General features: G+C 72.7%; 20 protein-coding genes. 8 read left to right on the top strand and 12 right to left on the bottom strand.

From position 1 onward, the window contains the following. Positions 1–12: 12 nt before the first annotated feature. Complete coding sequence (locus tag IF30_RS0108780) at positions 13–651, top strand: DUF6461 domain-containing protein (RefSeq protein WP_051709522.1); 639 nt, start codon at positions 13–15, stop codon at positions 649–651. A gap of 67 nt (positions 652–718) precedes the next feature. Here the strand turns inward: IF30_RS0108780 and IF30_RS0108775 are convergent, their stop codons facing one another. Then, complete coding sequence (locus IF30_RS0108775) at positions 719–1,318, bottom strand: HdeD family acid-resistance protein (RefSeq protein WP_051709520.1); 600 nt, start codon at positions 1,316–1,318, stop codon at positions 719–721. Between the two features lie 178 nt (positions 1,319–1,496). Here IF30_RS0108775 and IF30_RS0108770 point away from each other — a divergent pair, with 178 nt between their 5' ends. Next, the gene (locus tag IF30_RS0108770; RefSeq protein ID WP_030234387.1) at positions 1,497–3,425 is read left to right on the top strand and encodes an NAD-binding protein; all 1,929 of its coding nucleotides are present in this window, start codon (positions 1,497–1,499) and stop codon (positions 3,423–3,425) included. A 244-nt stretch (positions 3,426–3,669) separates the two neighbouring features. Here IF30_RS0108770 and IF30_RS0108765 read toward each other — a convergent pair whose 3' ends face one another. From IF30_RS0108765 to IF30_RS0108755, 3 genes are all read right to left on the bottom strand, one after another. Next, complete coding sequence (locus IF30_RS0108765) at positions 3,670–4,461, bottom strand: enoyl-CoA hydratase (protein WP_030234384.1); 792 nt, start codon at positions 4,459–4,461, stop codon at positions 3,670–3,672. A gap of 212 nt (positions 4,462–4,673) precedes the next feature. Continuing rightward, on the bottom strand, positions 4,674–5,792 hold the full coding sequence (locus IF30_RS0108760) for an enoyl-CoA hydratase/isomerase family protein (protein WP_030234383.1): 1,119 nt from the start codon (positions 5,790–5,792) through the stop codon (positions 4,674–4,676). Between the two features lie 200 nt (positions 5,793–5,992). Continuing rightward, complete coding sequence (locus tag IF30_RS0108755; RefSeq protein ID WP_078891233.1) at positions 5,993–6,694, bottom strand: TetR/AcrR family transcriptional regulator; 702 nt, start codon at positions 6,692–6,694, stop codon at positions 5,993–5,995. Between the two features lie 98 nt (positions 6,695–6,792). On the opposite strand from IF30_RS0108755, the gene IF30_RS0108750 reads away from it, so the two are divergent. Next, entirely contained in the window at positions 6,793–7,566 is a 774-nt protein-coding gene (locus IF30_RS0108750; RefSeq protein WP_030234375.1) for an SDR family oxidoreductase, read from the top strand. Between the two features lie 164 nt (positions 7,567–7,730). Here IF30_RS0108750 and fahA read toward each other — a convergent pair whose 3' ends face one another. From fahA to IF30_RS0108725, 5 genes are all read right to left on the bottom strand, one after another. Beyond that, complete coding sequence (fahA, locus tag IF30_RS0108745; protein WP_030234372.1) at positions 7,731–8,951, bottom strand: fumarylacetoacetase; 1,221 nt, start codon at positions 8,949–8,951, stop codon at positions 7,731–7,733. Continuing rightward, complete coding sequence (locus tag IF30_RS0108740; protein WP_030234369.1) at positions 8,948–9,853, bottom strand: hypothetical protein; 906 nt, start codon at positions 9,851–9,853, stop codon at positions 8,948–8,950. The genes fahA and IF30_RS0108740 overlap by 4 nt, the downstream gene beginning before the upstream one ends. A 65-nt stretch (positions 9,854–9,918) precedes the next feature. Continuing rightward, the gene (locus IF30_RS0108735) at positions 9,919–11,121 is read right to left on the bottom strand and encodes a homogentisate 1,2-dioxygenase (RefSeq protein ID WP_030234367.1); all 1,203 of its coding nucleotides are present in this window, start codon (positions 11,119–11,121) and stop codon (positions 9,919–9,921) included. A gap of 42 nt (positions 11,122–11,163) precedes the next feature. Further along, complete coding sequence (gene hppD / locus IF30_RS0108730; RefSeq protein ID WP_030234364.1) at positions 11,164–12,378, bottom strand: 4-hydroxyphenylpyruvate dioxygenase; 1,215 nt, start codon at positions 12,376–12,378, stop codon at positions 11,164–11,166. 230 nt (positions 12,379–12,608) lie between these two features. Then, positions 12,609–14,015, bottom strand: coding sequence for a phosphoribosyltransferase family protein (locus IF30_RS0108725; RefSeq protein ID WP_030234362.1), 1,407 nt, complete (start codon positions 14,013–14,015; stop codon positions 12,609–12,611). 295 nt (positions 14,016–14,310) lie between these two features. On the opposite strand from IF30_RS0108725, the gene IF30_RS0108720 reads away from it, so the two are divergent. From IF30_RS0108720 to IF30_RS0108705, 4 genes are all read left to right on the top strand, one after another. Next, entirely contained in the window at positions 14,311–14,775 is a 465-nt protein-coding gene (locus IF30_RS0108720) for a hypothetical protein (protein WP_030234361.1), read from the top strand. Then, the gene (locus tag IF30_RS43335) at positions 14,772–15,182 is read left to right on the top strand and encodes a hypothetical protein (RefSeq protein ID WP_051709516.1); all 411 of its coding nucleotides are present in this window, start codon (positions 14,772–14,774) and stop codon (positions 15,180–15,182) included. The genes IF30_RS0108720 and IF30_RS43335 overlap by 4 nt, the downstream gene beginning before the upstream one ends. A gap of 62 nt (positions 15,183–15,244) precedes the next feature. Next, complete coding sequence (locus IF30_RS0108710; RefSeq protein WP_030234359.1) at positions 15,245–15,910, top strand: cupin domain-containing protein; 666 nt, start codon at positions 15,245–15,247, stop codon at positions 15,908–15,910. A 176-nt stretch (positions 15,911–16,086) separates the two neighbouring features. After that, complete coding sequence (locus IF30_RS0108705) at positions 16,087–16,779, top strand: response regulator (protein ID WP_234322630.1); 693 nt, start codon at positions 16,087–16,089, stop codon at positions 16,777–16,779. A gap of 125 nt (positions 16,780–16,904) precedes the next feature. Here the strand turns inward: IF30_RS0108705 and IF30_RS0108700 are convergent, their stop codons facing one another. Then, entirely contained in the window at positions 16,905–18,620 is a 1,716-nt protein-coding gene (locus tag IF30_RS0108700; protein ID WP_030234356.1) for an acyl-CoA dehydrogenase family protein, read from the bottom strand. Between the two features lie 125 nt (positions 18,621–18,745). Beyond that, entirely contained in the window at positions 18,746–19,300 is a 555-nt protein-coding gene (locus tag IF30_RS0108695) for a PadR family transcriptional regulator (RefSeq protein WP_030234353.1), read from the bottom strand. A 199-nt stretch (positions 19,301–19,499) separates the two neighbouring features. Here IF30_RS0108695 and IF30_RS0108690 point away from each other — a divergent pair, with 199 nt between their 5' ends. Continuing rightward, on the top strand, positions 19,500–19,976 hold the full coding sequence (locus tag IF30_RS0108690) for an SPW repeat protein (RefSeq protein ID WP_234322629.1): 477 nt from the start codon (positions 19,500–19,502) through the stop codon (positions 19,974–19,976). Between the two features lie 161 nt (positions 19,977–20,137). Here the strand turns inward: IF30_RS0108690 and IF30_RS0108685 are convergent, their stop codons facing one another. Beyond that, positions 20,138–21,544, bottom strand: coding sequence for a class II fumarate hydratase (locus tag IF30_RS0108685; RefSeq protein ID WP_030234349.1), 1,407 nt, complete (start codon positions 21,542–21,544; stop codon positions 20,138–20,140). Positions 21,545–21,693 lie beyond the last annotated feature (149 nt).

The following is a 21,693-nucleotide window of genomic DNA, read 5'->3' as shown; positions in this document are numbered from 1 at the left end:
CAGCATCGGCCCATGACCGCCGCACACGCCACCGACTACACCTGGTTCGAGAAGCGCTACCCCGTCCTGGGCGAGGCCTACTGCCTCACCCAGGTCCAGGGGATCTCGGCCGGAGAACTGCTGCGCCGCTTCGACGCCCTGCCCGGTCGCGAGGTGACCGGCCTGGAGGCGGTGGTCGAGGCCTGGGAGACGTTCGACGACGGCGAGGACGAGGAGGCCGCGGCCCTGCTCGGCGAGGACGACGACCGGCTGCTCGTCGCCGTCACCGAGGCGGACGGCTGGGCCCTCGCCGTCGAGGTCTACGGCTACCTCGGCAGCCTGCACGAGGTCATACCCGGGCTCGGCGACGGCACCCGGCTGGTCTCGCACTTCCGCAACGTCAACGCGGTGGACCACTTCAACTGGTGGGAGCACGGCACCTGCCGGCTCCGCTTCGAACCGCTCTTCGCCGACCAGCGGGACGGTTCGGACGCCGACGCCCCGGGGACCGTCGAGCTGATGGCCGCCTGCGGCTTCCGGCTCGACGGGAACCGCTACGACCTGCACACCGAGGCCGCGTTCGCGCTGGCCGAGCGGCTGACCGAGGTCCGGCTCACCCCGGAACGGCTGGAGGCCGCCACCTTCCGGCTCGGCTACGCCCCGCGGCCGTAACGGCGGCGGGGCGGTCCGGCCGGAGGCGGCGGCCTCCGGGCCCTCTCCGGCTCGGGGGCCCCGTGGGTCAGGCCCCCGACGGGAGCCGCTTGGCCCGGCTGCGCACCTGGATCGCCGTCGCGAGCTCGACCACGCCCAGGATCACCAGCCAGCAGCCGGCCAGCACGGCCAGCGCGGTGATCGACCCGGCCGGCCAGACCATCAGCAGCACACCGGCCAGTGTGTTGGCCACGCCCGCGAAGGCCTGCCAGCTGCGGGCCGGCATCAGGGGGTCGGAGATCGCGGCGGCGAGCTGGGTGATGCCGCGGAAGAGCCACCCGATCCCGATCCAGAGCGCGAGCAGCAGCACGGACTGAGCCGCGCTGCGGAAGCAGAGCAGCCCCAGCAGCACGCAGATCGCGCCGCTGATGAAGGCCAGCACCCGCAGCGCGGTGGTGGCGTGCGTGCCGAACGAGGCGACCAGTTGCACGACGCCGATCACGAGCAGGTAGAGCCCGAAGAGCACGCCCACCACGAGAAGCGTCTCGCGGGGCCAGGCGAAGACGACGATGCCGAGGGCGAGCGAGGCGAGTCCGGCGACCATCAGGATCTGCCAGGCGGCCTTGGCGAGCATGCCGAGCGGGCCCTGGACCGGGGAACCGTCGGGGGTGATGATCGGAGAGACCACGGTGGTGTACTCCTCGGGCCGGCGACGGTGACGTCGGGCTTGGCGGGGCGGACAGGGAACGGGCCCAGCCTTTCCGAGAGGCCTTCGGGTCGCGCGCCGGATACCGCCGTTCGGGCGGTCCGCCGCGGTCGCCGGAACGACACCCGCCGGACACCAGCCGTGGATATCATCCGTCGGTATGACTTCTGAAGGGTGGGGGACCCCTCCGGTCGAGCCGATCAGCCAGCACTACATCGTCTGCGGGGGCAACGCGCTGGCACACCGACTGGTCCTGGAACTCGTCGAGCACTACGAGGTACCCGTCGTCGTCCTGGTCGCCGACCGGACCCGCGACCACGCCCCGCGGATCGAACAACTCACCGGCGTCGCGGCCGTCGTGGAGTACGCCAGCATCACCGACGAGGCCCTGCGGGCGGTGTCCATCGGCACCGCCCGCGGCCTCGCCCTGGTCGAGGGGAGCGACCAGGAGAACATCCACGCCGCGCTCAGCGCCCAGAACCACAACCCCGACATCCGCATCGTGTTCCGGATGTTCAACCAGCGGCTCGGCGAGAACATCGAACGGCTGCTCAAGAACGGTGCCGCGCTCTCCGGCTCCGCCACCGCCGCCCCGGCCTTCGCGGCCGCCGCACTCGGACGGCCCAACTCGGTCGAGATCGACGGGCGTTACCTGCACATCGCGTTCGACGACGCCATCACCGCCGACCGGGTCTGCGTGGTCGCCGACCAGATCGACCGGCAGGACCTCAGCAAGATCCGGCTCCTGCCCGAGCAGCAGGGCGACTCGGCCGAATTCGTCAGGCTCGCCGCGGAGTTCGGCGACGACGGACCCGTCCGGCCGGGAGGCGCGCGGCGCGAACCGGAGCCGACGGCGGACCCCGGGGCAGCCGCGGCCCGTGAACCGGCTGCGGCCCACGAACCGGGGACGGAGCCCGCGTCGGTGGGAGACCCCGATTCGGTGGGAGACCCCGAACCGGCCAGAGACCCCGAACCGGCCGCGGAAACGGGCGGTACCGCCGCGCTGCAGGTGCTGCGGATCGAGCCGCGGGAGCCGACCGGCTGGCGGCGGCGGTTGCGCTGGCGGCTGCTCGACACCATGCGTTTCTTCACCAGCGCCCGGATGCGGCTGGTGCTGCTCACCGCCTTCGCCGCCGTGCTGATGTCCTTCGGTGTGCTCTGGTACCTCAACCGGAACTTCGGCTGGACGGTCTACATCTCGCTCCTCGACCTGGCCGGAGCCGCCCAGCCCGACCAGCTCGCCGACATCGCCGCCGGGACGGGCACCGGCGGGCTGTGGCAGCGGGTCGCGCAGGTGGTGATCACCATCTGCGGGATCACCTTCGCGCCGGTCGCCACCGCGATCGCGGTCGAGGTGCTGGCCTCCGGGCGGCGCGGACAGCCGCGCACGCCCGGGGCCGGCACCCGCGACCACGTCATCGTCGTCGGCCTCGGCAACGTCGGCACCCGGGTCGCGACCCAACTGCACGACCTGGGCGTCCCGGTGGTCTGCATGGAGCGGGATCCGCAGGCGCGCGGCGTCGCCGCCGTCCGGGCGCTCGGGATCCCGGTGGTGATGGGCGACGGCCCGTTCGAGGAGCAACTGCGCCGGGCCCGGCTGAAGCACAGCCGGGCGCTGGTCGCGGTCAGCGGTGACGACGCCACCAACCTGGAAGCGGCACTGGAGGCGCGCCACGGAAATCCAGAGGTCCGCGTGGTGGTGCGGCTGTTCGACGACGACTTCGCCGGGCACTTCTACCGGACGCTGGACAACGCCGCGTCTCGGTCGGTCTCCTACCTGGCCGCGCCGGCCTTCGCGGCGGCACTGATGGGGCGCGAGGTGCGCGGGACACTGTCGGTGTTCCGGCACGCGCTGCTGATCGCCGAGTTGACGGTCGAGGACGGCAGCGGGCTGATCGGCCTGAACCGGCACGACCTGGAGGACCCGGGCGGCGTGCGGGTCATCGCCGCCCGCTTCGCCCGTACTGCGCAGCTGCAGTGGAACGTCCCCGACCGCACCCGACGGCTCACCCCGGGCGACCGGATCGTGGTCGCCGCCACCCGCAGCGGTCTGGCCCGGCTGAACACGGTCGCGGTGGACGAGGGGTGAGCGCGCAGCGGGGCCCCACTGCGGAGGGCGAACAGAGTTCAGCTGACAGATTTCATCATCTGAAGTCTGTCAGCTGAAACTCGTCAACGAGCGCCGAGCCGCCAACCGAGCGCCGTCGGCCGAAGGTCGGTCGGGCCGAGCGCCGCCGGCCGCAGGTCCGTCGACCGGGCGCCGTCAGCCGAGCGCGGTGAGCCGAGCGCGGTCACTTGAACGCGGGCAGTTGAACGCGGTCAACTGCCGACCGTCAGCGGTTGGTGAACGACGGCGGCCGCTTCTCGGCGAAGGCCGCCATGCCCTCCTTCTGGTCCGCCGTGGCGAACGCCGCGTGGAAGAGCCGCCGCTCGAAGCGGACGCCCTCGGCGAGCGTCGTCTCGAAGGCGCGGTTGACGCTCTCCTTCAGCATGACCGCCGCCGGGGTGGACATCGCCGCGACGGTCTCGGCGGTGGCCAGGGCCTCGGCGAGCAACTGGTCGGCGGGGACGATGCGGGAGACCAGTCCGGCCCGCTCGGCCTCCTCGGCGCCCATCATCCGGCCGGTCAGGCACAGCTCCATCGCCTTCGCCTTGCCGACCGCCCGGGTCAGTCGCTGCGAGCCGCCGATGCCGGGGATGACGCCGAGCTTGATCTCCGGCTGCCCGAACTTCGCGGTGTCCGCCGCCAGCAGGATGTCGCACATCATCGCCAGCTCGCAGCCGCCACCGAGCGCGAACCCGGCCACCGCCGCCACCACCGGCTTGCGCAGGGCGGCGAGCCGGTCCCACGGGCCCAGCCAGTCGTCCAGGTAGACGTCCGGGAACCGGTTGCCCTGCATCTCCTTGATGTCGGCGCCGGCCGCGAAGGCCTTCTCCGAACCGGTGATCACCAGACAGCCGATCTCCGGATCCCGGTCGAAGGCGGTCGCGGCGGCGACCACCTCGTTCATCAGCCGGGTGTTCAGCGCGTTGAGCGCCTTGGGCCGGTTGAGGGTGATCAGCCCCACCCGGCCCTTGCGCTCGACCAGGATCGTCTCGTAGGTCTCGGTCTCGGCCTCGGTCATCGCCGTTGACTCCCATTCCGCTGCTCGGCGCCGCGCGGGCGCGCCCTGACCACCCAACGATCTACGACCCGGCCCGCCTCGCGCCAGTCTTGACATGCGAGACACCGGTCACGAGTCGGCGGGGCGCCAGGCCGGGCGCCGCTCGGCGGTCCGGCCCGTGGGCAAGGTCGGGGCAAGGTTGGGGCAAGGTCGGGGCCAGGGCCCTCGGCGGTTCAGGCCAGGCCGAGTTCGTCGCCCTCGCGGGGGGCGAGGAAGCGGGCGACGTCCACCTCCGTCACCCCGGCGAGGGTGGCGGGTTCCCAACGGGGGTTGCGGTCCTTGTCGATCACCTGGGCGCGGATGCCCTCGACCAGGTCGTGGCCGTCCAGCGCGGCGCAGGAGACGCGGTACTCCTGGTCGAGCACGGCTTCCAGCGAGGGCAGCGTACGGGCCCGGCGCAGCGCGGCCAGGGCCGCCTTGACGGCGGTGGGGGAGTTCCCGAGGAGCAGTGCGACGGCCTCCTTCGCTTCTGGGACGCCGGAGTTCAGCAGGCGCTCGACGATCTCCTCGGCGGTGTCGGCCGCGTAGCACTCGTCGATCCAGGCGCGCTGAGCGGCCAGGGCGGCGGGCGGCGCGGGCTCGGTGTGCGCGGCGACGACGGCGTCGACGGCGGCGGTCGTGACGGAGGCGGTCGTCACGGCGGAAGGCGTGGTGGCGGAGGTCGGGTCGGCGGAGGTCGACGCGGCGCTTCGGGTGAGGGCGTCGAGCAGCTCGGGGATCCGCGCGGAGGGCACGTAGTGGTCGGCGAACCCGCACAGGAGCGCGTCGCCCGGGCCCATCGAGGCCGAGGTGAGTCCGAGGTGGATGCCCAACTCGCCCGGGGAGTGGGCGAGCAGGCGGCTGCCGCCGACGTCCGGGACGAGCCCGATCCGGGTCTCCGGCATCGCGACGGTGGAGCGCTCGGTGACGATCCGGATCGCGCCGTGGGCGGAGAGGCCGACGCCGCCGCCCATCGTGATGCCGTCCATCACCGCGACGTACGGCTTCGGGTAGCGGGCGATCAGCGCGTTCAGGCGGTACTCGTCGCGGAAGAAGGCCCGGGTGCCGGCCCCGCCCGCCTTCGCGTCGTCGTGCATCGCGCGGATGTCGGCGCCCGCGCACAGGCCGCGTTCACCGGCGCCGCTCAGTACCACGACGCGTACGCGCTCGTCGGCCGCCCAGGCGTCGAGCGTCGTGCGCAGGGCGGTGATCATGCGGTGGGTGAGCGAGTTGAGCGCCTGCGGGCGGTTCAGCACGATCCGCCCGACGCCGCCGTCCAGGTACGTCCGGACCTCCGGAACCTCTGCGCTCATCGGGCCCGCTCCCGTTCCTCGGTGATGTCGGTGTCCGTCGCCGCCTCGCGACGTCCGCCGTTCGCTTCCACTGCTTCCGCCGGTTTCCGCCGGTTCCTGCCGCCCACCGTACCGGGGGCGGTGCGGAGTTGTGATCACCGGGCCGGGGGCTCGACCGGGATGGCCGGGATGGCCGTGCGGTCCGGGGCCTGCGGCTCCGGTCACGGCCAGGCGCGCAGGGCGAGTTCGGCGGTGCGGGTCAGGTCGGCGGTGGTGGCGCCGTCCCTGGCCTGCTGCGACATGCCCTGGATGACGGTGGCGAGGAAGCCGGCCAGCGCCTTCGGATCGGCCTCGGGAGCCAGCTCGCCGTCCTCCTGGGCCCGGCGCAGCCGCGCCTCGAAGACCCGCAGGTTCCCGGTGCGAAGCTCGCGCAGGTGGGCCTGGACCCCGGCATCCTGCGGGGAGACGTTGGTGGCGGCGGAGATCACCAGGCAGCCGGCCGGATGGGACGGGTCGGTGTAGACGGCGGCGGCCTCCCGCAGGATGCGGGCGAAGGCGCCGTGCGCGGTGGGTTCCTCCTCCAGCGCCACGGCCGCGAAGGCGCCGACGGGAGAGCGGCCGTACTGGCGGACGACCTCCTCGAACAACGACCGCTTGTCTCCGAACGCCGCGTAGAGGCTGCCCGGGCGCATGCCGGTGGCCTCGGTCAGGTCGCTGACGGAGGTGGCCTCGTAGCCGCGCTCCCAGAACAGCCGGGTGGCGGCGGTCAGGGCTTCGGCGCGGTCGAAGGCCGGCGGGCGGCCTCGCCTGGGGCGGGGCGGGGCGTCGGCCGGGGCGCGCTCGGGCACCGGCACCGGCGCTTGCTCCTGCCGATGTTCCCGACGCTGCTTCCGCGCCTGCTCCTGGGCCCCTGCCTCGGTCATGGGTCGAATTTTAGAGCACTCGCTCAAAAAGTACGTGTTAGGTTATTTATTGAGCGATCGACCAACAATCATTGGACGCAGGAGGAGGGGGCTCTGCCATGGGTGTGTACGGACTCCGGGGCAAGACGGCGCTGGTCACGGGCGGCAGCCGGGGGATCGGCCGGGCGATCGCCCGTCGACTCGGACGGGACGGTGCCACCGTCGCCGTGGGCTACGCCCGCGACGAGGCGGCGGCGGAGGAAGTGGTGGCGGGCATCCGCGCCGGCGGCGGCCGGGCGTTCGCACTCCGGGCCGCACTCGGGCGGCACGGTGACGCGGCCGCGCTGTGGGAGGCCTTCGACGCCGCCGTCGGAGCGCATGCGGCGGACGGCGGGGTGGACATCATCGTCAACAACGCCGGGATCGGCCGCAGTGCGGACCTCGACTCGCTGACCGAGGAGCAGTTCGACGAGGTGTTCGCCGTCAACGTCCGGGCGCCGTTCTTCGTGGTGCAGCACGGGCTGAAGCGGCTGCGGGACGGCGGCCGGATCATCAACGTCTCCAGCGGGGCCGCCCGACTGGCGATGCCGGAGATCATCGCCTACGGCGCGACCAAGGGGGCGCTGGACACCTTCACCCTCAACCTCGCCAAGCAACTCGGGCCGCGCGGGATCACCGCGAACTCGGTCGCGCCGGGCATCGTGGACACCGACGTCAACGCGGGCTGGCTGCGCGGCAACGCGGAGGCGCAGAAGTACGCGGCCTCGGTCGCGGCGCTCGGCCGGGTCGGGCAGCCGGAGGACATCGCGGACATCGTCGCGTTCCTCGCCTCGGATGACGCCCGTTGGGTGACCGGGCGGGTCATCGACGCCACGGGAGGCGCGGGGCTGTAGGGGCGGCCGCAGGCGACGACGGCCGCCGGCTGACGGCCGGCAACCGACAACCGACAGATGACAGCTGACAGATGATGAAATCTGTCAGCTGTCATCTGTTCACCGTCTGCCGTCTGCCGTCTGCCGTCAGCCGTCTGTCCTCGTCGTGGAGGCAGCTCCCCCGGCTACCCGCGCACCCGCCCGGTGACCTCGCCGAACCCGACCGCGGCGCCGTCCGGCCCCGGCGCGGTGGCGGTGATGGTGACCTCGTCGCCGTCCTCCAGGAAGGTCCGGGTCGTCCCGTCCGCGAGCTTCAGCGGCTCCTCACCGTTCCAGGTCAGCTCGATGAGCGCGCCCCGGGTGTCCGGCTCGGGCCCGCTGACCGTGCCCGAGGCGAACAGGTCGCCGGTGCGCAGCGAGGCGCCGTTGACGGTCATGTGGGTCAGCTGCTGCTGGGCCGTCCAGTACATGGTGGCGAACGGCGGGCGCGAGACCATGTGCCCGTTCAGCCGGACCTCCATGGCCAGGTCCAGGCCCCATGGCTCGCCGTCCCGGTCGTCCAGGTACGGCAGCGGCTCGACGTCCCGCCGCGGCGGCGAGACCCGGGCGTGCTGCAGTGCGTCCAGCGGGACGATCCACGGCGAGATCGACGTGGCGAAGGACTTGCCGAGGAACGGGCCGAGCGGCACGTACTCCCAGGCCTGGATGTCGCGTGCCGACCAGTCGTTGAGCAGGCAGACGCCGAACACGTGCTCGCGGAAGTCGTCCAGTGGGACCGGCGTGCCCAGCTCGGACGGCGTGCCGACGACGAAGCCGACCTCGGCCTCGATGTCCAGTCGGCGCGACGGCCCGAAGCTCGGCGCGGCGTCGGCGGGGGCCTTGCGCTGCCCGTGCGGCCGCACCACCGGCGTGCCGGAGACCACGACCGTGCCCGCCCGCCCGTGGTAACCGATGGGAAGGTGCTTCCAGTTGGGGGTGAGCGGCTCCGAGCCCGGGCGGAAGATCCGGCCCAGGTTGGTGGCGTGGTGCTCGGAGGCGTAGAAGTCGACGTAGTCGGCGACCTCGAACGGCAGGTGCAGCTCGACGTCGCCCACCGGCAGCAGAGCAGGCGACAGCGCCTCGCGGAAGGATTCGTCCGTGAGCCAGGTGGTGAGGTCCGCCCGGACCTGCGTCCAGGCCGAACGCCCGGCGGCCATCAGCGGGTTGAGCGAGTCCGCGGCCAGCAGGACGGACGGTGCGCCCGCCGCGCGGGCGGCCGCGCCGGCGTCCAGCACGAAGTCTCCGACACGCACGCCGATCCGCCGCCGGCCTGGCGAGTCGGCGGCGGTGAAGACGCCGTACGGCAGGTTGTGCACGCCGAACGGCGAGTCCTGGGCGCTGGCGAGCCAGCTGCGGGCGGTGGTCAACGGTCCTCCTGGTGCAGTGGACTGGGAGGCGACAGCAGGCCGAGCGCGGCCAGGTCACCCAGGGGTTCGACGATGCTGCAGGTGCCGAACCCGGTGAACGAGTTGCGGATCACCGTAACCTGACGATCGGTCAGCGCGCGTACCGCCTTGGCCAGTGCCTCGCCGTCGCGCTCCGCCAGTACCGTCGCGGCGGCTGCCGGGTCGGTCTCCTGCGCGGCGAGCAGCACGTTCAGGAAGCCGTGGTGCTCGAAGCCGGTTTCCGGGTCGGTGTGCCGGACGGCGTTGTGCAGTCCGGCGGTGCACTTGTACGGCAGCCCGCGCTGTGCGCAGCCGGTGAGGAAGGCGGCCAGCTCCTCCTCGTCCGGGAACGCCTCGGCGACCAGTCCGCCGGTGCGGAACTTCGCCCGGTACGGGCTGTCCACCAGGATGTCCAGGACGGCGTCCAGCCCGTCCCCGCGCAGGAGTTCGCGCGGCAGCTCGATGGCGGCCGGGACGTCCGGCGGCAGCAGCCGGTCGAGTTCGGCGACCGCCTCGGCGGCGTCCCGGGTGGCCAGCTCGACCCCGGCCAGCTCGAACGGTGCGGCGGCGGAGAGCGCGGGGGCCAGCTCGGGGCTGCCCCCCGGCAGCACCAGGCCGACCCTGAGCGGCGCGCCGCCCGCCCCCACCGGGCCGCCCGCGGCCGAGGCCGAGGCCGACGGTGCGGTCGAGGCGGGCGGTGCGGTCGAGGCGGCCGCGGCCAGCTCGTCCAGACGGCCCGCCCCGCAGAGGAACGGGCCGACCGCCTCGGCGTACCAGGCCGTGCGGTGGGCGCGGTGCGCGGGCACCGCCCGGACGACCGGCAGGTTCCCCGGCGGGAACACCGCCGCGTCGTCGAAGAGCCCGCGGAACAGCTCCGGAATCACCCCTCCGGAAGGCACTGCCCCCGAGGGCGCCTCTCCCGAAATCCGCCCGCCCGAAGGCATCCCGCTCATTGTCCGGGCCCCCGGCCGGACCAGGTCCAGGCGTAGCGGGTGTCCTCGCCGGCCCGGCCGCCCTCGCCGAGCTCCAGCGGGCGGAAGGTGTCCACCATGACGGCGAGCTCGTCGAAGAACTCCGCGCCGATGCTGCGCTCGTACGCGCCCGGCTGCGGTCCGTGGGTGTGCCCGCCGGGGTGCAGCGAGACCGAGCCCTGGCCGATGCCCGAGCCCTTGCGGGCCGCGTAGTCGCCGCCGCAGTAGAACATGACCTCGTCGCTGTCCACGTTGGCGTGGTAGTAGGGCACCGGGATCGACAGCGGGTGGTAGTCCACCTTGCGCGGGACGAAGTTGCAGATCACGAAGTTGTTGCCCTCGAACACCTGGTGGGCCGGCGGCGGTTGGTGGATCCGGCCGGTGATGGGTTCGAAGTCCCGGATGTTGAAGGCGTACGGGTACAGGCAGCCGTCCCAGCCGACCACGTCGAAGGGGTGGTGCGGCACGGTGTAGCGGGTGCCCGAGATGCCGTTCGGGCCGCGGTGCTTGACCAGCACGTCGACGTCCCCGGCGGTGTCGGCCAGCAGCGGGCCGACCGGCCCGCGGAAGTCCCGTTCGCAGTACGGCGCGTGTTCCAGCAGCTGCCCGTACTTGGAGAGGTAGCGCTTGACCGGGGTGATGTGGCTGTTGGCCTCGATGCAGTACGCACGCAGCGGTTCGTCGCCCGCCGGCACCCAGCGGTGCGTGGTGGCGCGCGGGATGAGCACGTAGTCGCCCTGGCCGATCTCGATCGAGCCGAACACCGTCTCGACCGTGCCGGAGCCGGACTCCACGTACACGCACTCGTCGCCGAGCCCGTTGCGGTAGAGCTCGCTCGGGGCCCCGGCGGCGACGTACGAGATCCGTACGTCGCCGTTGCCGAGGACCAGCCGGCGGCTGCTCACGACGTCGGCGGACTTCCACTCCTGGCCCGCGAACAGCTCGTGCAGCTTGAGGTGGCGGGGCAGCAGGGGGTGGTTGGGCACGGTGGACTGGTCCGGCAGCTCCCAGGGCACCGCGTTGACCACCGCCGAGGGGATGCCCCGGTGGTAGAGCAGGGAGGAGTCCGAGGAGAACCCCTCCTCGCCCATCAACTCCTCGTAGTACAGCCCGCCTTCGGGGGTGCGGTGCTGGGTGTGCCGCTTGGGCGGGATGCTTCCCAGCTGCCGGTAGTACGCCATCTCCGTGGTCCTCCTCGACCGTTCGTCAGAGCTCTCCGAGGCTCACAGGTTGCCGCGCCGGTCCTGCTCGCGCTCGATCGACTCGAAGAGCGCCTTGAAGTTGCCCTTGCCGAAGCCCAGCGAACCGTGCCGCTCGATGAACTCGTAGAAGACGGTCGGGCGGTCGCCGATCGGCTTGGTGAAGATCTGCAGCAGATAGCCGTCCTCGTCGCGGTCGACCAGGATGCCGCGCTTCTTCAGCTCCTCGATCGGCACGCGCACCTTGCCGATGCGCTCGCGCAGCTCCGGGTCGTCGTAGTACGCGTCGGGGGTGTTGAGGAACTCCACGCCGCGCGAGCGCAGCACGTCGACGGTGGTGAGGATGTCGTTGGTGGCGAGCGCCATGTGCTGGCAGCCGGGGCCGGTGTAGAACTCCAGGTACTCGTCGATCTGGGACTTCTTCTTGGCGATGGCCGGCTCGTTGAGCGGGAACTTCACCCGGTGGTTGCCGCTGGCGACGACCTTGGACATCAGCGCGGAGTACTCGGTGGCGATGTCGTCGCCGACGAACTCGGCCATGTTCACGAAGCCCATGACCCGGTTGTAGAACGCCACCCACTCGTTCATCCGGCCCAGCTCGACGTTGCCGACGGCGTGGTCGAGGGCCTGGAAGAGGCGCTTGGGCGAGCCCTCCGGGTGGGTGACCTTGCTCTCCGCGACGACGTAGCCCGGCAGGTAGGGGCCGTGGTAGCGGGAGCGGTCGATCAGGGTGTGGCGGGTCTCGCCGTAGGTGGCGATGGCCGCGCGGCGCACGGTGCCGTTCTCGTCCGAGACGTCGTTCGGCTCCTCCAGGACGGTGGCGCCGGCCGCGCGGGCGTGCGCGATGCACTTGTCGACGTCCGGGACCTCCAGGGCGAGGTCCACGACGCCGTCGCCGTGGCGGCGGTGGTGGTCCAGCAGTGCGCTGTCCGGCTGGACGCCGCCCTTGATCACGAAGCGGCAGGAGCCGGAGCGGAGCACGTACGCCTTGCGGTCGCGGCGGCCGGTCTCCGGACCGGAGTAGGCGACCAGCTCCATGCCGAACACGACCTGGTAGAACTGGGCCGTCTGGGTGGCGTTGCCGACCACGAAGACGACCGCGTCCTGGGCCGTGACCGGGAACGGGTCGGCGGCCGCGTCGTGCTCGACGAGGCCGACGAGGCGGCGCAGCTGGTCGGCGTCAAGACCGGCCTCCCGCTCCTCGGGGGTCAACTCAAGGGCGTCGGACTGCGTGGTCATCGCTCGTTCCTCCACTTCGGGCCTCGGTTCCGAGGCTCCCGCTGGATCGCGACCGCACCGCGGACGGGTGGGCGGTGCGGTTGCGGAGAGCTTGCTCCTGTCGGGGTGGTTGGGCAACAGGTCGGTTTTCCACTGCTCAATGTGTACAAGCTGATCAGGAATTCCCGCGCCGAGCTGAGCAGAATGTGCTGCCGATCCGGGTGGACGCACGAAGTCTGCGCAATCACCGCTCACGGCGTCTCGGCCGAGGACCCGGGTAGGGGGAGGTGGCGCAGGAACCAGTTCCGGGCCAGGTCAGCGACCTGGTCGAGGGTGCCGGGCTCCTCGAACAGGTGGGTCGCGTGCGGCACCACCGCCAGTTCACTCTCGCAGCGCAGCCGGCTTTCGGCCCGCCGGTTGAGGTCGAGCACGGTGGTGTCCAGGGAGCCGACGACGAGCAGTGTCGGGGCGCTCACCCGCTCCAGCGCCTCGGGCCCGGCGAGGTCCGGGCGCCCACCTCGGGAGACCACGGCGCGCACGGCCGGGCCCAGCTCGGCGGCTGTGTGCAGGGCGGCGGCGGCGCCGGTGCTGGCGCCGAACAGGCCCAGCGGCAGGCCTCGGGTCTCGGGTACGGTCCCGGTCCCCGTTCCGGCGTCGGTTCCGGGGGCGGCGCCGGTCCGGGGACCCGCGGTGTCCTCGGCGCCCAGGTGCCGGGCGACGGAGGTCAGCCGGAAGCCGAGCAGCCCCACGTCGAAGACGTTGCGCCGGTCCGGCTCTTCGGCGTCGGTGAGCAGGTCGAACAGCAGCGTGGCCAGTCCGGCGCGGTTCAGGTACTCGGCGACGTACCGGTTGCGCGGGCTGTGCCGGCTGCTGCCGCTGCCGTGTGCGAAGAGCACGACGCCCCGCGCACCGGCCGGGACGGTCAGCCGCCCCGCGAGCCGGACCCCCGCCACGGGCAGGGCCAGCTCGCGGTCGACTCCGGCGGCCACCGCGGGCGGAGCGTTCCAGGCCTCGGCGAGCAGCCGCAGCACTTCGTCGTCCGTGGTCTGCGAGAAGTCGACGTAGAACGCCCCGATGGCGAAGAACGGCGACGGCGTGTCGACGCAGACCAGTTCGTCGGCGACCTCGTCGAGGCGGTCGGTCCAGTCCCCGGGCGCCACCGGCACGGCCAGCACCACCCGGGCCGCGCCCCGCTCCCGGACGATCCGGCAGGCCGCCCGGGCGGTGGAGCCGGTGGCGATGCCGTCGTCCACCACCACCACCGTGCGGCCGCGCACGTCCGCAGGCGGGCGGTCGCCCCGGTAGCGGCGGGCCCGGCGCTCCAGTTCGGCGCGCTCGCGCCGCTCCACCTCGGCCAGCTGGTCACCGGTGACCGACGCGACCCGGATGACGTGCTCGTTCAGCACCCGGACGCCACCCTCGCCGATCGCGCCCATGCCCAGCTCGGGTTGGTAGGGCACACCGAGCTTGCGGATCACGCAGATGTCCAGCGGTGCGCCGAGCGCCGCCGCCACCTCGGCGGCGACCGGCACCCCGCCCCTGGGCAGTGCCACGACCACGGTGTCGGGGCCGCTCAGCTGCCCGAGGCGGGCGGCGAGCCTCCGGCCGGCGTCGGTGCGGTCGGCGAAGGGGGTGAAGTGGGTTCCGGTGACGTGCATGACACGGCCTCCGGTTCCACCGTACGTCGTTCCGGGCGTGGCCGTTCCGCCCGCGCCCTGTCCCCGGTCCGCCTGCTCTCCGTCCGCTCCGGCCGGCCCGCGCCGGGAGCGGGATCCGGCCGGGATCCGGGTGGGATCCGGGTGGGACCGGGCCGGGATCTCGCCGGAGCCGACCGGGATCCGGGTGGGCCCGGGACGGGACGGAACCCCCGTGCGGTCGGGACAGCGGGCGCCGGACGGTGGATCACAGAGGCGGACCGGAAGGCCCGCCGACCGACCGGAAGGAGCGCCCGACATGCCGGGCACCGTCATCACCGATCTCCGCCGACGCGGCGCCGTCGACCCCGGCCGCCTGCTCGCGGGCCCGCTGCGCGGCGTCGGCCTGCAGCGACTCGAACCGGGCCGCAGCACCGAGGTGGCCGCCGCCGGCGTCGAACACGCGCTCTACGTCACCGCCGGCTCCGGACTCGCCCGACCGCCGGAGGCCGCGGCACGGTGCGATGCCGAGGCACCGGACACCGAGCCGTCGGAGGCCGAGGCGCCGGACACCGAGCCGTCGGAGGCCCCGTCGTACGGCTTCGAGCCGCCGGACCCAGGCATCCCCCTCGTCGAGGGCACCGCCGTCGTCCTCCCGCTCGGCGCCCGGACCGTCCTCACCGCCGGCACCGCCGGGATGGAGTACTTCCACGCCGTCCTGACCGTCCCCGCCGACCGCCCCGCCTCCCGTCCCGCCCCGCTGAGCGGAGATGAACCCGCATGATCGTCACCACCGACACCGGCGCCGCCATGGTCGTCCTCGGCCCGAACGGCGAACGCGTACGGATCCGTTCCCTGGCCCGGCGCCCGCTGCTCGCCAGCGCCTGCGAGGCCTTCGACCACCTGCGGCTGAGCCCGGGCGCCCAGCACGTCCTGACCGGGCGGCCCGACGCCGAGACCGTCCTGCACGTCCTGCGCGGAGCCGCCGTCGTCGGCAGGCTCTGCGACGAGCCGGACCACCTGGCCTCCGAGGGGGACCTGCTGCTGGCCGGCCGGGGCCGCACGCTGCACCTCGAAGCCGGGCCGCTCGGCGCGGAACTGCTCTGCCTCACCCTCGCCGTTCCCCGGCGCCGGGCCGGTACCCGGGCCGCCCGGGCTCGGCGCGGTGCCGCCCGCCGCGACCGGCCCTGAGCCCGCGCTCCACACCTCCCTTCCGTCCCCGGCGTGTTCGCCCCCGTCCGAGGAGGCCCCTCGTGATCGTCGTCCCCGCTGCCGTCCCCCGCACCGCGCCCGTCTTCCGGCGCCTGATCGACCCGGAGCAGCGGCCGTCCGTCCGCGCCGGCCTGACCGTCGAGACCCTGCCGCCCGGTGTCCGGGTCGATCAACTCCCGTACGGTTCGGCGGAGTCGGTGACCGTGGTGCTCTCCGGTCGGCTGTTCGCGGCCGGCCGGGTCCTCACTCCGGGAGAGGCCCTGCACCACCGGCCGGGCAGCACCTGCCGGCTCGCCGCCGTCCGGGGCGCGCCGACCGCTCTGCTCACCGTCCGCCCCGTTCCGTCCCGCTCCGACATCCCTGCCCAGCGGTCGGGCCCCGCGACGGCCCGGGCCTGGCGGCAGGTGGACGTGGATTCGGTGGAGCTCGAACCTGGCGGCCTCTGCGGACCGTACGAGGACCGGGCGGCCGACGCCTTCCTGCTGGTCCTCTCCGGGCCGGGCGCCTTCCTCGGCGATCTCGGCGAAGTGCCGGTTTTCCCCGGTGACTTGGTCTACGTCAGGGCGGGAGAGCGGTACGGCCTGCGGGCCGGGTCACGCAAGCCGGTCACCGCCGTGCTGGGCCGGATCGGCGCCCCGGGCGCCGTCCCGGGGGCGGCGCGGGACGCCGGGCCCGTGCGCTCGGAGCGGGTCCGTCCGTGGAGTTGAGAGCGAGTGCTCGGCTCCGACCGATCCTGGGCCTGGCTCCGACCGGTCCCGGTCCCGGTCCCGGGGCCGGATCGGAGCGGTCCCAGCCCGGATCCGCTCCCGCCCCGCCCGCCACGCGGACGACTCCGGGGCACGTCACGGAAAGTAGCGGGATCGCCGCTGATAGTGTCGGCCGGGTGGATGAAAAGCTGCCGCCGGCACCCTCGACCCCGGGTGACACAACACCCGTCCGTGTACTGATCGTCGATGATCACCCCCTCTTCCGGGAGGGGCTCAAAGCGGCGCTGGAGAGCGCCGCGGGCGTCCTGGTGGTCGCGGAGGCCGAGCGGGTCGCCGAGGTGCCGGAGGCGGTCGCCGGGCACCGCCCCGACGTGGTGATCATGGACCTCTCGCTGCCCGACGGCTCGGGGCTGGAGGCCGTCCGCGCGCTCGCCGCGCAGGAAGCGCCGCCGCCGGTGCTGATGCTGACCATGTCGGACGACGACGGCAACCTGCTCGCCGCACTCCAGGCCGGTGCGCGCGGCTACCTGGTCAAGGGCGCCGGCCGGGAGGAGGTGCTGCACGCGGTGCGGACGGTCGCGGCGGGCGGCGCGGTGTTCGGCGGCGAGGTGGCCGGGCGGATCGCCGCCCTGCTGGCCGGGGCCCGGATGCGGGAGGCGGGGCAGCTGTTCCCGGACCTCACCGCCCGTGAGGCCGAGGTGCTGGGCCTGGTCGCGCGCGGGCTGGACAACCGGCGGATCGCCCGGGAGCTGGTGGTCGCGGAGAAGACCGTCCGCAACCACATCACGCACATCTTCGAGAAACTGCACGTCGCCACCCGTGCCGAGGCGGTCGCCCGGGCCCGCGACATGGGCCTCGGCGACGGCTGAGGCCCGCCCGTGCCGCCCGCCCGGAGGGCCGCCCGGGCGCGGGGCCGTGCGCCCGCCCGGAGGTGAGCCCGGGGTGCCGGTCCGCCGACCGGCACCCCAGGGGGCCTTCCGTGCCGCGGCCGTCGTTACGGCTGCATCTCGTACGCGCCCGAGAGCGCCTCGACCCGGCCCCAGACCCGCTCGGCCCGCGCCGCGTCCGACACCGGCCGGCGCACGTTCGCGAGCGCCCAGGCGGCCTGCTCCTCGGTGGTGGAGGCCTTGCCGTGCAGCTCGGTGGCGTGCGCGGAGAAGTCGCGGACCAGGGCGTCGAAGATCTGGTCCAGCACGTCGCGGCCGTCTTCGGTGGCGTCCAGGCCGGTCAACTCGGCCTGCTCCAGCACCAGCTGGCCGTAGACGAGCAGCGCGAAGAGCTGGCCGATCTCCAGCAGGAAGTCCAGGTCGGCCTGCTGCTCCTTGCTCGGCGCGTGGTTGAGCAGCAACTCGCAGAAGCTGTCGGCCTGTTCGCGGAACCGGGCGACGTTGGGCAGCTGCGCCTGGCGGTCGTAGGCGGTGCGCCAGTCGTGGAAGCGGATCGCGCCGAGGCCGCGGGCCGGGCCCTGGCGGAACAGGAAGGCGTCGTCGGCGGCGTCCAGCCGGCTCGGCACCGGGGCGTAATCGGCCGGGGCGAACAGGTAGTTGCCCATGAACTTGAGGATCAGCGCCAGGTTGACGTGGACGGTGCCCTCCAGCTTCGGCAGGCCACGGATGTCCTTCGCCGCCTTGTCGAAGTAGGTGTCCGCCTCGAAGCCCTTGGCCGCGATGACGTCCCACATCAGGTCGATGACCTTCTCGCCCTCGGTGGTGACCTTCATCTTGGTCATCGGGTTGAACAGCAGATACCGGCGGTCCTCGGGGGAGGCGGTGCGGAAGTAGTCCACGGCCCGCGCGCTGAACAGCTTCATCGCGACCAGGCGGACGTAGGCGTCGGTCAGCTCGCGCTTGACGTGCGGGAAGTCGGTGACCCGCTTGCCGTACAGCACCCGGTTCTGCGCGTGCGTGACGGCCTCGTACATCGCGTGCTCGCAGATGCCGATGGAGGCGGTGCAGAGGTTGAACTTGCCGACGTTGACCGTGTTCAGGGCGGCGTCGAAGGCGGCCGGGCCGGTGTGCAGCACGTCCTCGGCGCGCACCGGGTAGTCCTCCAGGCGGAACTCGCTGACGTACATCTGGGCGTTGACCACGTTCTTGACCAGGTGGTACGCCTCGTGGCGGCTGTCGGCGGCGAAGAACACGTAGCCCTCGGGGCCCTCGACGTCCGAGCGGCGGCCGAAGACCGAGACCAGGCCGGCCACGTTGCCGTTGCCGATGTAGTACTTGGAGCCGGTCGCGGTGAAGCCGCCCTCGCCGTCCGGGGTGAGGATCATGTCGGTGGAGTAGATGTCGGCGCCGTGGGTGCGCTCGGAGAGGCCGAACGCCATGACGTGGCCCTCCGCGAGGAGCTTGGCCGCGCGGGCCCGGACGGCCTCGTTCTCGCTCTGCCAGACCGGGCCGAGGCCCAGGATGGTGACCTGCCAGGTGTACCAGTAGCCGAGGCCGTAGAAGCCGAGGATCTCGTTGAGTTCGGCGATCCGGGCGGTGTCCCAGCGCTTGTCGGGGTCCGCCGCCGAGGGGGTCAGGAACTCCGCGAACAGGCCCTCCTTCGCGGCGAATTCGAGGAAGTCGGCGTACCAGCTGCGGTCGATGTAGGTGTCGATCAGCGCCTTCTTGCCGCGGGACTCGAACCAGTCCACGGTCGCGCGCAGCAGCCGGCGGGTCGGCTCGTCGAACTGCGCGGGGTCGTAGGTGCGCGGGTTGAACAGCATCGAGGACTCCCGGGGGTCGAGGGTTCGGGAAGGAGCGGGGAATGCGGGGAACGCGGGCATGGCAGTGGGCGCGGCGGACGCCGGAAGGGCGGTCCGGAACGCGGGGCGCGCGGCCGGTCGGCGCGTCAGGTCGGCCGGTCGGCGGCGAGCCGGCGCAGGGTGGCGAGCACGTCGTCGAGCCAGGCGAGGGTCATCCGCTCGTACTCGATCCCGCCGCGCAGCACCACGTGCTGCAGCTCCTGCCGGGTGTCGAGCGCGGTGAGGTCGGGGAAGTCCCGTTGCTCGCCGTGGAGGTAGCGGGCGAGCAGCGTGGCGTGGCTCTCGCGGTGCCGCTCGACCTCGGAGACCAGTGCGGCCGGATCGTCGAAGGCGGCGGCCCGGATCTTGACCGCGAGCTCGTGCCGGACGGACTCCGGTTCGACCGGTTCCCGTAGCCAGCCCGCCAGGGCGGCCCGTCCGGCCTCGGCGGCCGAGTACACCTTCTTGTCCGGGCGTCCGTCCTGGGAGACCTCCTCCGCGGCCACCCAGCCGTCCGTCTCCATGCGCCGCAGCACCCGGTAGATCTGCTGGTGGGTGGCGGTCCAGAAGCGGCCGATGGACCGGTCGAAGCGTCGGGCCAGTTCGTAGCCGGAGCCGGGCTGCTCCAGCAGCGAGACGAGGATCGCGTGCTCCAGTGCCATGCCCGCATCCTGCTATGCAACGAGTTGCATAGGCAATGGCCCGGCGGCTGGGTGAGACACAGGTCACCGGCGTGATCGGATGGTTATCGCCTATCTCGGACAAGTAGGTGCAAAACATTGGAGAAGGGACAGAATGGGTACGGGGCGAAGCGCTTCACGCGATCGCCTTCCAGGTTCCGGACCACAGGAGGTGGTATCGGTGGCAACCCATATCCCGACGGGCATGGAGCACCATCCGGACATCGTCGAACTACGCGAACACTACGAGCGGGTCACCTCGACCCCACGCGCCCAGGGCATCGAAGCCCTGGCCGTACTGGCCGGCCTCTTCCTGGCAGCATCGCCATGGATCGTCGGCTTCACCGCGTTCAGCACCCTGACCGTGACCTGCCTGATCGTCGGTCTGGCCTACACGGTGCTGATGGCAGGCTACGGAACGGCCTACGAGCGCACCCACGCGAGGGCCTGGGCGGCCACCGCGCTGGGCGCCTGGACGATCATCTCGCCCTGGGTGGTATCGGGTTCCGTCGCGCACGGCAAGAACATCGTCACCTGCATCATCGTCGGTGCCGTGATGTTCCTGCTGGGCCTGGCAGCGATCTCGATGGCCACTATGACGTCGAACGGAGCAGCAATGCGACGCGGCCGGGCAGGCCGTGCGCGAGCCAGGGGCTGACCTTCCCCGCAGCCCGTGACCGGGGCGCGGCGGGCGTGACCGCCCACCGCGCCCCGGCGCACGCCCCACGGCGTACCGGCCCCTGGGGCGCCCCGCTCGCCTCCTGGGTGCCCGGTTCGCCCCGGGCCGGTCCAAGGCCGGTCCCGGGCCGGCCGGGGTGCCTACGGGTGCGTCATGCGCAGCACGTCCAGCGCCTCGTCCAACTGCGCCTCGGTGAGCCTGCCCTGCTCGACGTAGCCGCGCTCCAGCACCACCTGGCGGATCGTCTTGCGCTCGGCCAGCGACTGCTTGGCGACCTTCGCGGCCTCCTCGTACCCGATGTAGCGGTTCAGCGGCGTCACCACCGAGGGGGAGGACTCGGCGTACTCCCGGGCCCGTTCGACGTTGGCGGTGATGCCGTCCACCGTCCGGTCCGCCAGCAGCCGGGCGCTGTTGGCGAGCAGCCGGACCGACTCCAGCACGTTGCGGGCGATCACGGGCAGCATCACGTTCAGCTCGAAGTTGCCGCTCGCGCCGGCCAGCGTCACCGTCGCGTCGTTGCCGACCACCTGGGCGGCGACCATCAGCACCACCTCGGGCAGCACGGGGTTCACCTTGCCCGGCATGATCGACGAACCCGGCTGCAGGTCCGGCAGGTTGATCTCGCCGAGGCCGGTGCGCGGACCGGATCCCATCCACCGCAGATCGTTCGCGATCTTGGTGAACCCGACGGCCACCGTGCGCAGTTGACCGCTCAGTTCGACCAGGGCGTCCCGCGCGCCCTGCGCCTCGAAGTGGTTCCGCGCCTCGGTCAACGGCAGGCCGGTGACGCGCGCCACCTCCGCGATGACCGCCTCGGGGAAGCCGGGCGGGGTGTTGATCCCGGTGCCCACCGCCGTGCCGCCGAGCGGGAGTTCGGCGACCCGGGGGAGGGTGGCGAGCAGCCGCTCCCGCCCGTGCCGCACCTGCGCCGCGTAGCCGCCGAACTCCTGGCCGAGCGTGACGGGCGTGGCGTCCATCAGGTGCGTGCGGCCCGACTTGACCACCTGCGCGAACTCGGCGGACTTGCGCTCCAGCGCCTCCGCCAGGTGCTCCAGCGCCGGGACCAGGTCATGGGTGACGGCACCGGTGGCGGCGATGTGGATCGAGGACGGGAAGACGTCGTTGGACGACTGGCTGGCGTTGACGTGGTCGTTCGGGTGCACCGGGCGCCCCAGGCGCTCCCCGGCCAGGGTGGCGATCACCTCGTTGGTGTTCATGTTGGACGAGGTGCCCGAGCCCGTCTGGAACACGTCCACCGGGAACTGGTCGTCCCAGCGCCCCTCCGCGACCTCCTCGGCCGCCGACGCGATCGCCGCGGCCGTCTCCTCGTCCAGCACCCCGAGTCGGGCGTTCACCCGCGCCGCGGCGGCCTTGATCCGGGCCAGCGCGGCGATGTGCGCGCGCTCCAGCCGCTGACCGGACACCGGGAAGTTCTCCACCGCCCGCTGCGTCTGCGCCTGCCACTTCGCGGCAGCCGGCACCCGGACCTCGCCCATCGAGTCGTGCTCGACCCGGAACTCCCGGGGCTTGGTCTGCTCGTCACCCATCGCGCGCTGCACCTCCTGTACGGGCCGGACCGGCCCGGAACGGATCTCCGATCACCACAGCCGCGAGCGGGCCCCGGGTATTTCCGGCGGGGCCACCCGGTGCTCAGCCGCCTTGCCCCATGACGAGGATTTTCAAAGAGCAAACGACC

This window comes from Streptomyces sp. NRRL S-350 (assembly GCF_000719705.1).
Lineage (GTDB): Bacteria > Actinomycetota > Actinomycetes > Streptomycetales > Streptomycetaceae > Kitasatospora.
This window is presented reverse-complemented; position numbering and strand designations above follow the sequence as displayed.